Origin of the sequence: Enterobacter cloacae complex sp. GYL001, from assembly GCF_049237125.1 — a bacterium.
GTDB lineage: Bacteria > Pseudomonadota > Gammaproteobacteria > Enterobacterales > Enterobacteriaceae > Enterobacter > Enterobacter hormaechei_C.
Genome location: NZ_JBMKGW010000004.1, coordinates 125,928 through 140,363 on the forward strand (window position 1 = coordinate 125,928; position 14,436 = coordinate 140,363).

The window sequence follows — 14,436 nt, forward strand, 5'->3', positions numbered from 1 at the left end:
TGCCTACGTGATAAATACGGAACCGAGAATCTGATGAGTGACTATAAATCAACCCTGAATTTGCCGGAAACAGGGTTCCCGATGCGCGGCGATCTCGCCAAGCGTGAACCGGGAATGCTGGCGCGTTGGACCGATGATGACCTGTACGGCATCATTCGTGCAGCCAAAAAAGGCAAAAAAACCTTCATTCTGCATGATGGCCCTCCATATGCGAATGGCAGCATTCATATTGGTCACTCTGTAAACAAGATTCTGAAAGACATTATCGTGAAGTCCAAAGGACTCGCGGGATATGACTCGCCTTACGTTCCGGGCTGGGACTGCCATGGTCTGCCAATCGAGCTGAAAGTTGAGCAAGAGTACGGTAAGCCGGGTGAGAAGTTCACCGCCGCAGAATTCCGCGCGAAATGCCGCGAATACGCTGCCACCCAGGTTGACGGTCAGCGCGCTGACTTCATCCGTCTGGGCGTATTGGGCGACTGGTCGCACCCGTACCTGACCATGGACTTCAAAACCGAAGCCAACATCATCCGTGCGCTGGGTAAAATCATCGGCAACGGTCACCTGCACAAAGGCGCGAAGCCGGTGCACTGGTGCGTCGACTGCCGCTCTGCGCTGGCAGAAGCGGAAGTGGAGTATTACGACAAAACCTCGCCTTCTATCGACGTGGCCTTCGAAGCGGTCGATCAGGATGCGATCAAAGCTAAATTTGGTCTGCCTGGCGTAAGCGGCCCGATCTCTCTGGTGATCTGGACCACCACCCCGTGGACGCTGCCTGCTAACCGCGCGATCTCCCTCTCTGGCGAGTTTGAGTATGCGCTGGTGCAGATTGATGGCCGTGCGGTTATCCTGGCGAAAGACCTGGTCGAAAGCGTGCTGAAACGCGCGAACATCACCGATTACACCGTGCTGGGCACCGTAAAAGGTGACGCGCTGGAACTGATGCGCTTCAAACACCCGTTCCTGGACTTCGACGTTCCGGCGATCCTGGGCGACCACGTCACGCTGGACGCGGGTACCGGTGCGGTGCATACCGCCGGTGGCCACGGTCCTGACGACTACAACATCAGCCTGAAATATGGTCTGGAAATCGCTAACCCGGTTGGTCCGGACGGCTCTTACCTGCCAGGCACGTACCCGGCGCTGGACGGCATCAACGTCTTTAAAGCTAACGACATCATCGTTGACATGCTGCGCACCAGCGGCGCGCTGCTGCACGTTGAGAAAATGCAGCACAGCTATCCGTGCTGCTGGCGTCACAAGACCCCGATCATCTTCCGTGCGACCCCGCAGTGGTTCATCAGCATGGATCAGAAAGGCCTGCGCGCCCAGTCTCTGAAAGAGATCAAAGGCGTGCAGTGGATCCCTGACTGGGGCCAGGCGCGTATCGAATCCATGGTGGCTAACCGTCCTGACTGGTGTATCTCCCGTCAGCGCACCTGGGGCGTGCCGATGTCTCTGTTCGTACATAAAGAGACGCAGGAGCTGCACCCGAACACTCTGGAACTGATGGAAGAAGTGGCGAAGCGCGTCGAAGTTGACGGCATTCAGGCGTGGTGGGATCTCGACGCCCGCGACATCCTGGGCGCTGACGCAGACAGCTACGAGAAAGTGCCGGATACCCTGGACGTGTGGTTCGATTCCGGGTCTACCCACTCCTCCGTGGTTGATGTGCGTCCGGAGTTTGCTGGTCACGCTGCCGATATGTATCTGGAAGGGTCTGACCAACACCGCGGCTGGTTCATGTCATCGCTGATGATCTCCACCGCCATGAAGGGTAAAGCACCTTACCGCCAGGTATTGACCCACGGCTTCACCGTGGATGGTCAGGGCCGTAAGATGTCCAAATCTATCGGTAACACCGTTTCTCCGCAGGACGTGATGAACAAACTGGGCGCGGACATTCTGCGTCTGTGGGTGGCCTCTACCGACTACACCGGCGAAATGGCGGTCTCTGATGAGATCCTGAAACGTGCTGCTGACAGCTATCGTCGTATTCGTAACACCGCGCGCTTCCTGCTGGCGAACCTGAACGGGTTCGATCCGGTGAAAGACATGGTGAAGCCGGAAGAGATGGTTGTGCTCGATCGCTGGGCGGTAGGCTGCGCGAAAGCGGCGCAGGAAGATATTCTTAAAGCCTATGAGTCTTACGACTTCCACGAAGTGGTGCAGCGCCTGATGCGCTTCTGCTCCATCGAGATGGGCTCGTTCTACCTCGACATCATCAAAGACCGCCAGTACACCGCGAAAGCGGACAGCGTGGCGCGTCGTAGCTGCCAGACTGCGCTGTTCCACATCGCAGAGGCGCTGGTACGCTGGATGGCGCCGATCATGTCCTTCACCGCGGATGAAATCTGGGGTTACCTGCCGGGCGAACGCGAGAAGTATGTCTTCACCGGCGAGTGGTACGAAGGTCTGTTCGACCTCTCCAGCACTGAAGCAATGAACGATGCCTACTGGGACGAGCTGCTGAAAGTGCGTGGCGAAGTGAATAAGGTTATCGAGCAGGCGCGCGCTGACAAGAAAGTCGGTGGTTCGCTGGAAGCGACCGTGACCCTGTACGCCGAACCGGAGCTGGCGGCCAAACTGACCGCGCTGGGCGATGAATTACGATTTGTCCTGTTGACCTCCGGTGCGAAAGTTGCGGATTATGCCGAAGCTACTGCTGATGCTCAGCAGAGTGAACTGCTCAAAGGACTGAAGGTCGCACTGAGCAAAGCCGACGGTGAAAAATGCCCGCGTTGCTGGCATTACACCACTGATGTCGGTCAGGTGGCGGAACACGCAGACATCTGCGGACGCTGTGTAAGCAACGTCGCCGGTGACGGCGAAAAACGTAAGTTTGCCTGATGAGTAAAACTCTCTGTTCAACAGGACTGCGCTGGCTGTGGCTGGTGGTGGTGGTGCTGATTATTGATTTGGGCAGCAAGTTCCTGATCCTCCAGAATTTCGCTCTGGGGGATACGGTCCCGCTGTTTCCGTCGCTTAACCTGCACTATGCCCGCAACTATGGTGCGGCGTTTAGTTTCCTTGCCGACAGCGGTGGCTGGCAGCGCTGGTTCTTCGCGGGTATCGCTATCGGTATCTGCGTCGTGCTGGCGGTGCTGATGTACCGCTCAAAGGCCACGCAAAAGCTGAATAACATCGCCTACGCGCTGATCATTGGCGGCGCGCTGGGTAACCTGTTTGACCGCCTGTGGCACGGCTTTGTGGTCGATATGATCGATTTCTACGTCGGCGACTGGCACTTCGCGACCTTTAACCTCGCCGATAGCGCAATATGCGTTGGTGCGGCGTTAATCGTGCTGGAAGGCTTCTTGCCTAAATCGGCCGCGAAAGAGCAGGCGTAACAAAACCAGCCGGGTGACGCGTAGCGATCCCGGCCTACAGAATTTGTGGCCTCCGTAGGCCCGGTAAGCGTAGCGCCACCGGGCAACAGGTGACCCAAAACAAGCGAGCAATTTGCATGTCTAAATCCGTACAGAGCAACAGCGCGGTTCTCGTTCATTTCACGCTGAAGCTGGATGACGGCTCCACGGCCGAATCCACCCGCAACAATGGCAAACCGGCGCTGTTTCGTCTGGGTGACACCTCCCTGTCTGAAGGCCTTGAGCAGCAGCTTCTGGGTCTGAAAGAGGGCGAGAAAAAAGCGTTTTCGCTGGAGCCGGATGCGGCATTTGGCGTGCCAAGCCCGGACCTGATCCAGTATTTCTCGCGTCGTGAGTTTATGGATGCGGGTGAACCAGAAATCGGGGCGATTATGCTCTTTACCGCTATGGACGGCAGCGAAATGCCTGGCGTGATCCGAGAAATCAACGGCGATTCTATCACCGTCGATTTCAACCATCCGCTTGCCGGGCGTACCGTTCATTTTGATGTCGAAGTGCTGGAGATCGATCCGGCACTGGAGGAGTAAAATGCAGATCCTGTTGGCTAACCCGCGCGGCTTCTGCGCCGGTGTAGACCGCGCTATCAGCATTGTTGAAAACGCGCTGGAGATTTACGGCGCGCCGATTTACGTGCGTCACGAAGTGGTGCACAACCGTTACGTGGTCGACAGCCTGCGCGAGCGCGGTGCGATTTTTATCGAGCAGATCAGCGAAGTGCCGGACGGCGCAATCCTCATCTTCTCCGCGCACGGCGTCTCTCAGGCGGTACGCAACGAGGCGAAAAGCCGCGATCTGACCGTATTCGATGCCACCTGTCCGTTAGTGACAAAAGTGCATATGGAAGTGGCGCGCGCCAGCCGTCGTGGTGAAGAGTCAATTCTGATTGGTCACGCCGGTCACCCGGAAGTTGAAGGCACCATGGGCCAGTACAGCAACCCGGAAGGGGGCATGTATCTGGTTGAGTCACCGGAAGATGTCTTTACGCTGGACGTGAAAAACGAAGCCCGTCTGTCGTTTATGACCCAGACGACGCTTTCCGTAGACGACACCTCAGACGTGATTGACGCCCTGCGCCAGCGCTTCCCGAAAATTGTCGGGCCGCGCAAAGATGATATCTGCTATGCAACCACCAACCGTCAGGAAGCCGTACGCGCCCTGGCTGAACAGGCGGATGTGGTGCTGGTGGTCGGCTCGAAAAACTCCTCTAACTCCAACCGACTGGCCGAACTGGCGCAGCGTATGGGGAAAGCGGCGTTCCTGATCGACGACGCAACGGACATTCAGGAATCGTGGGTGAAAAACGCGGCCTGCGTCGGTGTTACCGCAGGCGCTTCAGCGCCGGATATCCTGGTTCAAAACGTCATTGCCCGCCTACAAGAGCTGGGCGGTGGCGAAGCGGTGCCGCTGGAAGGCCGTGAAGAGAACATTGTCTTCGAAGTGCCGAAAGAGCTGCGAATCGACGCCCGCGAAGTGGAATAATGTCCTCTCAATCTTCAAAATGCCGGTGGCGAAAGCCTCCGGCATTTTTGTTTCTGGTTAACTGTGATTCACCATCAATATTGACGCTTTTATCACTAGGTTAATCGTTTAATCTGTCATCATGATATTGCTGTTCTCCTCGGGCCGGAGAGCGATATGAATTCAGACATCTTTTTGCCACCTCAGTTGACGTGGGCTACCGGCGCGCTAGCCGGCGGGCCGCTTATCCGCAAAACGACTCGTCTTGCGGATCTTCCTGGGATCTTCGCAGACGGCGAGGCGTGGAAGTGCGGCAATCCTCAAAAAAGTGTGTATGACGTAGACGTACTGGGCTCGCCCGTAGGGGAAGGGGCACTCTTCGTTGGGGTAACTCACCTGCGTGCGGGTAACGTGGGCGATGAGTTCTTTATGACTCGCGGTCATTTTCATCAGCGCCGCGAACAGGGCGAGGTCTATTTTGGCCTGCGCGGATGTGGCTTGTTGCTGCTGCAAACGGAGGCGGGCGACGCGCGGCTTGAGCAGGTGACGGCTGGCTCCGTGCATATTATTCCTCCTTTTACAGCGCATCGTTTGATTAACACTGGCAACGAGACGCTATCCTCCCTTGCCGTCTGGCCGAGCATTGCGGGACACGACTATGCGGCGCTGGCAGAGGGCTTCACCCTGCGGATCTTTGCCTCCGGGGAAGGTTACGAGGTGCGCCATGGCTAACTATGGCCTTGATATGACCATCAACCGTCAGCCGCTCGGTTTTTGCTACGGAGAGGATGTTACCGGGCCGATGCCGGAGATCAGAACACTGGATCAGATCCGCCCGTCGCTGCGCAATCCGGACTGCGAAGGGCCTGAACAGGTATATGCCATCGCGATGGACGTGGCGCGTCTGGCGGACAGGCCGGAGCTCGAAAAACGCATGCTGCTTTTTGGTGTGGTCACCTACGCGGCAGGCACGCTTGGCGATGAGCCGGTCCGCAGCCAGGGACATGTTCACCGTATTAGCCAGCACAGCGGATGGTCGCCCCCTGAGCTGTACGAAATCTGGCAGGGTAAAGCGATTATCTACATGCAGGAGTATGTGGACGACGATCCGGGACGTTGTTTTGCGGTACTCGCGGGGCCGGGTGAAAAGGTACTGGTCCCTCCCGGATGGGGCCATGCGACGATTTCGGCCTCGCCCAATGAGCCGCTGACGTTTGGTGCGTGGTGCGATCGGGAATATGGCTTTGAGTATGAGGCCGTTCGTGCGCGAAAAGGTCTGGCCTGGTATCCCTTAGTTCAGGGTAATCATATTGTCTGGCAGCATAACAGTCACTACAGACCAGGGCGCTTGCAGATGATTACGCCGAGAAGTTATCCGGAATTTGGCATTACTGATGCGCCTGTTTATCAGCAGTTTATTGATGACCCCGCACGGTTCCAGTTTATTTCGCGTCCGGATAAAGTCGCAGAACTGTGGAATAACTTCCATCCATAAAGAAGCCGGGGCATTGCCCCGGTTTTCTTATCCTGCAAACAAACCGGACGCCACGCCAAGCGCTGCCAGTATAAGCAGCAATATCATGGCTTTTACCGGCGACACGCCGCGTTTTGCCATCAGATACCAGGTCCCCAGCACCACCGCCAGCGGAAGCAGCTGCGGGAAAATACCGTCCAGCATCTGCTGAACGTGAATGTTAACCCCGTCCCGGGTGATGAACTCCAGCCCGGTGCCGAGCTTCACGTAGCTGGCCGCCACGCCGCCCATGACAAATACGCCCAGTAGCGAGAGCGCTTCCCGTAGCCGGGTAGATTTGCTGCTGACCAGCATCTCCACGGAGCCTGATCCCATCTGGTAGCCTTTGAGAAACAGGAACCAGGAGCCAGGGATAATAATGGCCAGCCAGGCAACGGTATAAAACAGTGGACCGAGGATATTTCCGCCTGCCGCCAGCGCCATCCCAATGCTAAGCAGGATCGGGATCAGCATGCCGGGGATCATCGAATCGCCGATCCCGGCAATTGGCCCCATCAGGCCTACCTTCAGGGTATTTATGGTTTCACCGTCAATCGGCTCGCCGTTGGCTTTTTTCTCCTCCAGCCCCAGCGCCATACCGTTAACGATCGCGCCAATCTGTGGCTCCGTGTTGTAGAACGACGCGTGACGGCGCAGCATCTCGGTACGTTGTACCGGGTCGGGATAGAGCTTTTTTGCGACCGGCAGCATGCTCAGGCAAAAGCCGAAGGATTCAAGGCGTTCAAAGCTCATTGAGGAGAGGTTGTGCATCATCCACGCTCGCCAGCAGCGGCGCAGATCCTTGCGGCTGAGTTTACGTTCTTCCATCAGAATTCATCCTCGTCGTCAGGGACAGGTGCTGAAGCCACGGCCTGCGGTGCCTCGGGTTTATAGTTGTAATGAATCAGTGCCAGCAGGGCGCCCACGATCACCAGCGCGACCATATTGAGTTTCAGGAAAACGATGCAAACGAAGCCCACCAGAAAGTAGATGAGCATGGTATAGCTTTTGATGATCTGCTTAAGCAGGATGGCAATACCGACGGCGGGCAAGATGCCGCCCAGCACATTCATGGTGGAGAGGACGATGTGCGGCAGGCTGTCCATAAACCCGCTAATGTACTGTGCGCCAAAAAAGACGGCGATAAAGGTAGGCACAAAGCGCAGCACAAAATTCATCGCCTGCGGCCAGATGGCGCTGTTGAGGTAGATCCCGCGCTCGTCGCCGTTCTCCAGCGCCACATCCGCACGATGGTTCCAGAAGGAGTTCAGCACCATCATCGCATTGAAGAGAATGGTTCCGGCGATCCCAATAGTCGCCGCCAGCGCGACGGCAACCTCAGGTCCTTTGCCGGAAAGTATTCCCAGTGCAATGGCCGGATAAGCCACAAAGTTTAAATCTGCTGGCATCGAGCCGCCGGGTGTCACCATTGCGATATACACCGCCTGCACCGCTACGCCAATCATAATCCCGGTTTTGATATCGCCCAGGATCAGGCCAACCAGCATCCCGGAAATGAGCGGTCGGGAGATGAGATACCAGCCGCCCGTCAGCCCTAAAAGCCACGGACTACTGAGTGCGCCCAGATAACACAGCAGGCCAATTAAAGCCGCTTCGATAATCATGATCTGCTCCTTATTTCAGCTTTTGTCTGGCATCCTGCCAGGTATAAAAACTGGCATCGGGAACCAGGCGGAATTCAATCGCGTGTCCCTGCCCGGTCAGCCACTCGAACGCTGCCGCTTCATCCTGGGTTACCGATTGATTCGGGCCGATGGTGATCGTGTTAGCCCGGGCGCTCATCGGGCCCACGTTAATTTTTCCGTTGCTGTTTTTCAGGCTAATGCCCGCCTGCTCAATGCGCTGTAGCGTGAGTGGAGATTTGCCAATCACGAAATAGCGCTTTTCGCTGGCAATCACTTTTGGCAGTTTTTCGATCGCGGTTGCCGTATCGAACAGCCACACTTTAGTATCTGATACGGCTCCTTTCATGACCGACGATAACAGCGGATCGGCCGCAACGGTATCGTCAATGGCAACGATGCCGTCGCAGGGCAGCTCCCTGGCCCAGCGTGTAATGAGCTGCCCGTGGATCACGCGATCGTCAATGCGTACAAAAGAAATACTCATATGCGGCTCCTTAAAAATCGTCTGTCTGTGCAGTATCTGCCGGTTTCGCCTGTACCAGCGTCGGCAGAGTAAGTTCGATAAGCTGCCCGGCAGCCTGATGAACATCGCGAGCCATCATCACCTCATCGGTTTGCAGCAGCATCGGGAAGTTGACTCCAGCCACCACGGCGACCGGCGGCTGCGTATATGGGTTAAACGCGGCCTCACAGGCCACGTTCCACGGCGTGCCGCTTTGCATGTCGCACAGCACCAGCACGCCGTCAGCGTTGACGCTTGCCGCTTCCAGTGTGGAGATGAAATCCTGCCGGAAGCCCTCTATTCCCGCCTGTTCGGTCAGACAAATGGCGTGTACGCCGGGGAGCTCGCCGTATACCATCCGGCCGCTCTCCAGCAGCGCGGCGGCTAACGGCCCATGAGTGGCGACAATAAAATGAATCATCGTTAGCTCCTTACCCAGGCTTTGATAGTCGCGAGGGGGTGTCCGGAAGCACGGGCTGAAGGTGAAATGCGATAGTCACCTACGCTTGCCGGAATGATGAAGGTTTCGGCGTAATGGACGGTAAACGGCTCAAATGCACCGGTTGGGCTGTCGACAATTGCTTCGTCGCCCTCTACCAGATTCAGCACGTTCACGCCGCCGCCGGTGTGGTGCAAAACGGGTTCGCTAAACCAGTGGCGGCGGGTTTCGATAAATTCACGCTCGTGCAGGCCAGTACGCTCTTCACGCCAGCCGTTTCCTTCCGCGACAGGTTCGAACTGATTCACCAGATGCTGATGTACCCACCGCGTGTCGCGCTGCCAGTCGATCACCTTTTCACCGTGCTCCAGGTGGACCGGGCGCGGCAGCCCGTCCAGGCCCAGGCGGCCCCAGTCCCACAGTTTGAAGGTGAAGATATACGGCGTAGCGCTGATCTCCAGCACCATGGTTCCCGCGCCGGAGCAGTGCACTGTCCCAGCCGGGATCAGGAAATGGTCGTGCTTTTTCGCCGGGATCTGATTAACGAAGCGGTCGTCATCAAACGGTTTTTCACCGCGACCCGCGCGCCTGAGATCGTCCATCATGGCCTCAGGGTCTGTGCCGGTTTTTGTCCCCAGATAGACGACGGCACCCGGCTCCGCTTCCAGAATGTAATAACTCTCATCCTGGGTATAGTGCATCCCAAACTGCTGCTGGATGTACTCGGTAATGGGGTGGACCTGGAAGCTCAGATTCTGGCCACCCATGGTGTCGAGGAAGTCAAAACGGATCGGGAATTCCGCGCCGAAACGTGCGTGAACTTTCTCGCCCAGCAGAGCACGGGGCTCAAGCAAAACCAGATCCTGAGAGGGGATCTCGATCCGCACTGCGCCAAAACGCAGTAACAGGCTGTTCTCCTCGGGCACGCAGTCAAAACACCACGCGTAATTGGGTGCAGAGGGATCGAGATCGAATTGCTGTTTCATCCACTGGCCGCCCCAGACGCCAGGATCGAAAAAGGGCGCCACGCGGAAAGGCTGGGTGGTAGTTTGCTTCAGCCCGGCTCGCAGGGCCTCGCCGCTGACCATCGCGGGCTGGTTCGTCTGGGTTGTATCCAGTAAAAAATCGGTGCGCCTGAGCAGCGGCGTTTTGTGGCGATCGAAGACGCGCCATTCGACAAAAAAGGCGCGCTTGTAGCGACGAAGCATATCTTCCTGCTGATTATCTGCGCCCCAGTTCCCAGTCTCACCCCGCCGCATACGCTGCTGGATCTCCCAGCGCGGCAGATCGGCATACACCAGCACATCACCCGGATGGACAAGCGTCGCACCGGGTCCGTAGATCACAATCAGCCCCCCGGAACACTGGTTCACCTGAACCTGCAACGCCTCCAGACGCGCGGGATCGAAAAACTCTCCAAGCTGGTGGCAGGAGAGAACGCCAAAGACGCGATCGTCTGTGAGGTTGCGTGCCAGCATCTCATGAATGGCACACTCATCCCGTCGCGCCTGTTCAGCATTGATCGCCAGCGTCGGGCGTAGACGCGGCAGCACGTTCTCTTCAAGCTCGGTCATGCGCACGCCCGGATAGCAATCAATCACCAGCACCGTGCGGCTGCGCTGTTGGGTTTGTGACTCAAGAACGCGGGTTATTGCTTCCCAGCCTTGCCAGGCGCTGTCATCAAAACCCTGTATCGCCACCGTGGGGAATTTGTCGTAGGTTGTCATTGTATCCTCCGTAATCGTTATTTAAGGTTATTCGATTAACCGTATTTGAGAAGAGTGGTTAACGCGATTAACCCGCCATAAATGCGAATCGAATCCAGAACAACAGCGGTAATGTGAAGAGTCTCACAGGGAAAAATGCAAAAAACAGGTTATTCGATTAACCTGTAGTGATGAAGAAGGAGACAACATGACAGGAATTACACTGGCCGATGTCGCGAAACGCGCCGGCGTGTCAACGGCGACGGTCTCGATGGTGCTTTGCAACAAAGGCCGCATTTCGCAAAGCACGCGCGAACGTGTGCTTAAGGCGCTGGATGAATCCGGCTATGTCTATAACCAGACGGCAGCCAATTTACGTAACCGCAGCAGTAACCAGGTCGGGCTGCTCTTGCACGATATCACCAACCCTTTTTACAGCGAAATGACGGCAGGGCTAAGTCATGAAATGGAGCGCCACGAGCTGATGCTTTTTCTGGCGAATAGCGAGGAATCGGCAGAGCGACAGCAAAAATTTGTTGATTCACTGATGCGTAATAACGTCGGCGGTATGGTGCTGTGTGCGGCTCGGGAAACGCCCCAGGCCTTTTTTGAGGGTCTGAAGCGGCGCAATATTCCGGCTATCATGGTTGTGCGCCCGCTGAACGATCCGGATTTTGATTTTGTCGGAACGGATAACTTCTTAGGCACGCAGATGGCGACGGAGCATCTGCTCAGAATGGGCCATCGGCACATTGCGTTCATTGGAGGGAGCCAGAATTCGGGCTCTCGGGCGCAGCGTATCGGGGGCTTTACCAGCAAGCTGCTGGAGTACGGCGTGACGCCGAATCCTGCCTGGATCAGAACCTCTCACGCCAGCCAAAGCGACGGCGCGCGCGTGGCAGAGGCGTTACTTCTCGAGCATCCACACATCAGTGCGGCAATTTGCTATCAGGATGTTGTGGCGCTGGGGGTGATGCAAAGCTTACGCAAGATGGGCCGTGAGCCGGGACGTGATTTTGCGCTGGTCGGTTTCGATGATATTACCGAAGCGGCTCTGGTGCAGCCCGCATTGACCACCGTATCGGTGGCGGCGAAAGAGATTGGTCGTAAGGCAGGGGAGTTACTTTACAGCCGCATACAGGGCAACGACGAACCCGCCAAACGAATCATTCTGCCGCCTGCGCTGGTGGTGCGGGAATCATGTGGTTTTCGCTGACGATCATGTCTTTCACTGATATCTCACCCTGTTTATCATTAAATTCTAATTATCGGCGTTTTCTGTGGCAGCCTGTGCAAAGGCTGGTTAATCTGAAAACGATTTACATCATTTTAACGTAAGAGAATAACTATGCATGATGCACAGATCCGCGTCGCCATTGCGGGCGCGGGTGGACGTATGGGCCGTCAGCTGATTCAGGCGGCACTACAGATGGATGGCGTGGCGCTTGGCGCGGCGCTGGAGCGTGAAGGTTCATCGCTTTTGGGAGCCGATGCAGGCGAGCTGGCAGGCGCAGGTCAGACGGGCGTTACCGTGCAGAGCAGCCTTGAGGCGGTGAAAGAAGACTTTGACGTGTTTATCGATTTTACCCGCCCTGAAGGCACGTTGGCTCACCTGGCGTTTTGCCGTCAGCACGGTAAAGGGATGGTGATTGGCACCACCGGTTTTGACGAGGCCGGTAAGCAAGCCATTCAGGATGCGTCCACTGAGATTGCGATTGTCTTTGCGGCAAACTTTAGCGTGGGGGTAAACGTCATGCTGAAACTGCTAGAGAAGGCGGCGAAGGTGATGGGCGACTACACCGACATTGAAATCGTCGAAGCGCACCATCGCCACAAAGTCGATGCTCCGTCAGGCACGGCGCTGGCAATGGGCGAAGCGATTGCGTGTGCAATGGATAAAGATTTGAAAGACATCGCGGTCTATTCTCGCGAAGGCCACACTGGCGAGCGCGTGCCTGGCACCATTGGGTTTGCCACCGTTCGCGCGGGTGATATCGTCGGTGAACATACCGCTATGTTCGCCGATATTGGCGAAAGGATCGAAATCACTCATAAAGCATCCAGCCGCATGACATTTGCAAACGGGGCGGTACGTTCGGGATTGTGGCTGAAAGGTAAGTGTAATGGTCTTTTTGATATGCGAGATGTCCTCGAACTCAACAATTTGTAAGCATTATTACCCTTCGTGATGTGGTTATTGCAGTCGTAATTACTTGATTGCATAGGGCAATATTTTATTGCCCTTTTATTTTGTCTATTTGGGGTGTTTATTGTGTCTAACTGATTTAAAGTAAGTGTTTTCTCGATAATTTCTGTTGCTGAACTGTAAATTTTGACCATTTGGTCCACTTTTTATTCCTGCAAGACGTTCCTTTCGATTAAACTGCATGCGCAAGCGGTTTCCACAGTGATTTAGTTGATCTTTTTGCCGCTTAATCTGATTTCAGACCGCCAGGCTTGCAAAAGAATATACAAAACTCCCGTTTTAAGTTGACTTTTACATGGCAAATCCCCAGAATGCCGCCGTTTGCCAAAAATCCGCTGGCAACACATTTGCATTGATCCATGACATGGTTATGAATTAATATGCAAATAAAGTGAGTGAATATTCTCTGGAGGGTGTTTTGATTAAGTCAGCGCTATTGGTTCTGGAAGACGGAACCCAGTTTATCGGTCGGGCCATAGGGGCAACGGGTTCGGCGGTTGGGGAAGTCGTTTTCAATACTTCAATGACCGGTTATCAAGAAATCCTCACTGATCCTTCCTATTCTCGCCAAATCGTTACTCTTACTTATCCTCATATCGGCAATGTCGGCACCAATGCGGCTGACGAAGAATCCTCTCAGGTACATGCGCAAGGCCTGGTCATTCGCGACCTGCCGCTGATTGCCAGCAACTTCCGCAACACCGAAGACCTCTCTTCTTACCTGAAGCGCCACAACATTGTGGCGATTGCCGATATCGATACCCGTAAGCTGACGCGTCTGCTGCGCGAGAAGGGTGCACAAAACGGTTGTATCATCGCAGGGGATAACCTCGATGCGACGCTGGCGCTGGAAAAAGCGAAAGCCTTCCCGGGACTGAACGGTATGGACCTGGCGAAAGAAGTGACCACCGCTGAAGCCTACAGCTGGACGCAGGGAAGCTGGACGCTGGAAGGCGACCTGCCGGAAGCGAAACCGGAAAGCGAGCTGCCGTTCCACGTGGTGGCCTATGATTTTGGCGCCAAGCGCAACATCCTGCGTATGCTGGTTGACCGTGGCTGCCGCCTGACGGTCGTCCCGGCACAAACGTCTGCGGAAGATGTTCTGAAGATGAACCCGGACGGCATCTTCCTCTCTAACGGTCCTGGCGACCCGGCGCCGTGCGACTACGCTATCGACGCCATCAAGTCCTTCCTTGAAACCGACATCCCGGTATTCGGCATCTGTCTCGGCCATCAGCTGCTGGCGCTGGCGAGCGGAGCGAACACCGTCAAGATGAAGTTTGGCCACCACGGTGGTAACCACCCGGTGAAAGATATCGACAACAACACGGTGATGATCACCGCTCAGAACCACGGCTTCGCTGTGGATGAAGCGACGATGCCGGCTAACCTGCGCGTGACGCATAAGTCACTGTTCGATGGTACCTTGCAGGGTATCCATCGCACCGATAAGCCTGCGTTCAGCTTCCAGGGCCACCCTGAAGCCAGCCCGGGCCCACACGATGCCGCGCCGCTGTTCGATCACTTCATCGAACTTATCGAGCAATACCGTAAGACCGCTAAATAATCAGGAGCTG

The 14,436-nt window shown here is 55.9% G+C and carries 14 protein-coding genes; 9 read left to right on the forward strand and 5 right to left on the reverse strand.

Annotated features, from left to right (window positions below):
* Positions 1 to 33 precede the first annotated feature (33 nt).
* From ileS to ACOTWU_RS10390, 6 genes are all read left to right on the forward strand, one after another.
* Positions 34 to 2,850: an isoleucine--tRNA ligase gene (ileS, locus tag ACOTWU_RS10365; protein WP_017383815.1), complete on the forward strand. Its 2,817-nt coding sequence runs from the start codon at positions 34 to 36 to the stop codon at positions 2,848 to 2,850.
* Positions 2,850 to 3,350 (forward strand): signal peptidase II, encoded by a 501-nt coding sequence (gene lspA / locus ACOTWU_RS10370; RefSeq protein ID WP_017694540.1) that lies wholly within the window; start codon positions 2,850 to 2,852, stop codon positions 3,348 to 3,350. Before ileS ends, lspA begins: the two co-directional genes overlap by 1 nt.
* Positions 3,351 to 3,466: 116 nt before the next feature.
* Positions 3,467 to 3,916, forward strand: a complete 450-nt coding sequence (gene fkpB / locus ACOTWU_RS10375) for an FKBP-type peptidyl-prolyl cis-trans isomerase (RefSeq protein ID WP_015572634.1) — start codon at positions 3,467 to 3,469, stop codon at positions 3,914 to 3,916.
* 1 nt (position 3,917) lies between these two features.
* A complete protein-coding gene (gene ispH, locus ACOTWU_RS10380) occupies positions 3,918 to 4,868 on the forward strand; it encodes a 4-hydroxy-3-methylbut-2-enyl diphosphate reductase (RefSeq protein WP_017694539.1) in 951 nt (316 codons plus the stop codon).
* Between the two features lie 156 nt (positions 4,869 to 5,024).
* Positions 5,025 to 5,579, forward strand: a complete 555-nt coding sequence (locus ACOTWU_RS10385) for a glucose-6-phosphate isomerase family protein (protein WP_017383813.1) — start codon at positions 5,025 to 5,027, stop codon at positions 5,577 to 5,579.
* Positions 5,572 to 6,342: a glucose-6-phosphate isomerase family protein gene (locus tag ACOTWU_RS10390; RefSeq protein ID WP_017694538.1), complete on the forward strand. Its 771-nt coding sequence runs from the start codon at positions 5,572 to 5,574 to the stop codon at positions 6,340 to 6,342. Before ACOTWU_RS10385 ends, ACOTWU_RS10390 begins: the two co-directional genes overlap by 8 nt.
* A gap of 27 nt (positions 6,343 to 6,369) precedes the next feature.
* Here ACOTWU_RS10390 and ACOTWU_RS10395 read toward each other — a convergent pair whose 3' ends face one another.
* From ACOTWU_RS10395 to ACOTWU_RS10415, 5 genes are read right to left on the reverse strand one after another with little or no spacing between them, the layout of a single operon-like run.
* Positions 6,370 to 7,188: a PTS system mannose/fructose/sorbose family transporter subunit IID gene (locus ACOTWU_RS10395; RefSeq protein WP_032647200.1), complete on the reverse strand. Its 819-nt coding sequence runs from the start codon at positions 7,186 to 7,188 to the stop codon at positions 6,370 to 6,372.
* Complete coding sequence (locus ACOTWU_RS10400; protein ID WP_015572638.1) at positions 7,188 to 7,985, reverse strand: PTS mannose/fructose/sorbose/N-acetylgalactosamine transporter subunit IIC; 798 nt, start codon at positions 7,983 to 7,985, stop codon at positions 7,188 to 7,190. The genes ACOTWU_RS10395 and ACOTWU_RS10400 overlap by 1 nt, the downstream gene beginning before the upstream one ends.
* 10 nt (positions 7,986 to 7,995) lie before the next feature.
* Positions 7,996 to 8,490, reverse strand: a complete 495-nt coding sequence (locus tag ACOTWU_RS10405) for a PTS system mannose/fructose/N-acetylgalactosamine-transporter subunit IIB (protein WP_032670584.1) — start codon at positions 8,488 to 8,490, stop codon at positions 7,996 to 7,998.
* Positions 8,491 to 8,500: 10 nt separating this feature from the next.
* Complete coding sequence (locus ACOTWU_RS10410; RefSeq protein ID WP_040117201.1) at positions 8,501 to 8,929, reverse strand: PTS sugar transporter subunit IIA; 429 nt, start codon at positions 8,927 to 8,929, stop codon at positions 8,501 to 8,503.
* Positions 8,930 to 8,931: 2 nt separating this feature from the next.
* On the reverse strand, positions 8,932 to 10,674 hold the full coding sequence (locus ACOTWU_RS10415) for a class I mannose-6-phosphate isomerase (RefSeq protein WP_039271746.1): 1,743 nt from the start codon (positions 10,672 to 10,674) through the stop codon (positions 8,932 to 8,934).
* Between the two features lie 187 nt (positions 10,675 to 10,861).
* On the opposite strand from ACOTWU_RS10415, the gene ACOTWU_RS10420 reads away from it, so the two are divergent.
* The 3 genes from ACOTWU_RS10420 (at position 10,862) to carA (ending at position 14,426) form a co-directional block, all read left to right on the forward strand.
* Positions 10,862 to 11,869, forward strand: a complete 1,008-nt coding sequence (locus ACOTWU_RS10420; protein WP_015572642.1) for a LacI family DNA-binding transcriptional regulator — start codon at positions 10,862 to 10,864, stop codon at positions 11,867 to 11,869.
* A gap of 132 nt (positions 11,870 to 12,001) precedes the next feature.
* Positions 12,002 to 12,823 (forward strand): 4-hydroxy-tetrahydrodipicolinate reductase, encoded by an 822-nt coding sequence (gene dapB, locus ACOTWU_RS10425; RefSeq protein WP_126498704.1) that lies wholly within the window; start codon positions 12,002 to 12,004, stop codon positions 12,821 to 12,823.
* A 454-nt stretch (positions 12,824 to 13,277) separates the two neighbouring features.
* On the forward strand, positions 13,278 to 14,426 hold the full coding sequence (gene carA, locus ACOTWU_RS10430; RefSeq protein ID WP_045338409.1) for a glutamine-hydrolyzing carbamoyl-phosphate synthase small subunit: 1,149 nt from the start codon (positions 13,278 to 13,280) through the stop codon (positions 14,424 to 14,426).
* The last annotated feature ends 10 nt before the right edge of the window (positions 14,427 to 14,436 follow it).

What these genes read in the sequence shown, in the direction of transcription:
- fkpB (WP_015572634.1), top strand. Translation starts at nt 3,467, where the DNA reads ATGTCTAAATCCGTACAGAGCAACAGCGCGGTTCTCGTTCATTTCACG.
- lspA (WP_017694540.1), top strand. Translation starts at nt 2,850, where the DNA reads ATGAGTAAAACTCTCTGTTCAACAGGACTGCGCTGGCTGTGGCTGGTG.
- ACOTWU_RS10420 (WP_015572642.1), top strand. Translation starts at nt 10,862, where the DNA reads ATGACAGGAATTACACTGGCCGATGTCGCGAAACGCGCCGGCGTGTCA.
- ACOTWU_RS10410 (WP_040117201.1), bottom strand. Translation starts at nt 8,929, where the DNA reads ATGATTCATTTTATTGTCGCCACTCATGGGCCGTTAGCCGCCGCGCTG.
- ACOTWU_RS10395 (WP_032647200.1), bottom strand. Translation starts at nt 7,188, where the DNA reads ATGGAAGAACGTAAACTCAGCCGCAAGGATCTGCGCCGCTGCTGGCGA.
- ACOTWU_RS10390 (WP_017694538.1), top strand. Translation starts at nt 5,572, where the DNA reads ATGGCTAACTATGGCCTTGATATGACCATCAACCGTCAGCCGCTCGGT.
- dapB (WP_126498704.1), top strand. Translation starts at nt 12,002, where the DNA reads ATGCATGATGCACAGATCCGCGTCGCCATTGCGGGCGCGGGTGGACGT.
- ACOTWU_RS10400 (WP_015572638.1), bottom strand. Translation starts at nt 7,985, where the DNA reads ATGATTATCGAAGCGGCTTTAATTGGCCTGCTGTGTTATCTGGGCGCA.
- ileS (WP_017383815.1), top strand. Translation starts at nt 34, where the DNA reads ATGAGTGACTATAAATCAACCCTGAATTTGCCGGAAACAGGGTTCCCG.
- ACOTWU_RS10385 (WP_017383813.1), top strand. Translation starts at nt 5,025, where the DNA reads ATGAATTCAGACATCTTTTTGCCACCTCAGTTGACGTGGGCTACCGGC.
- ispH (WP_017694539.1), top strand. Translation starts at nt 3,918, where the DNA reads ATGCAGATCCTGTTGGCTAACCCGCGCGGCTTCTGCGCCGGTGTAGAC.
- ACOTWU_RS10405 (WP_032670584.1), bottom strand. Translation starts at nt 8,490, where the DNA reads ATGAGTATTTCTTTTGTACGCATTGACGATCGCGTGATCCACGGGCAG.
- ACOTWU_RS10415 (WP_039271746.1), bottom strand. Translation starts at nt 10,674, where the DNA reads ATGACAACCTACGACAAATTCCCCACGGTGGCGATACAGGGTTTTGAT.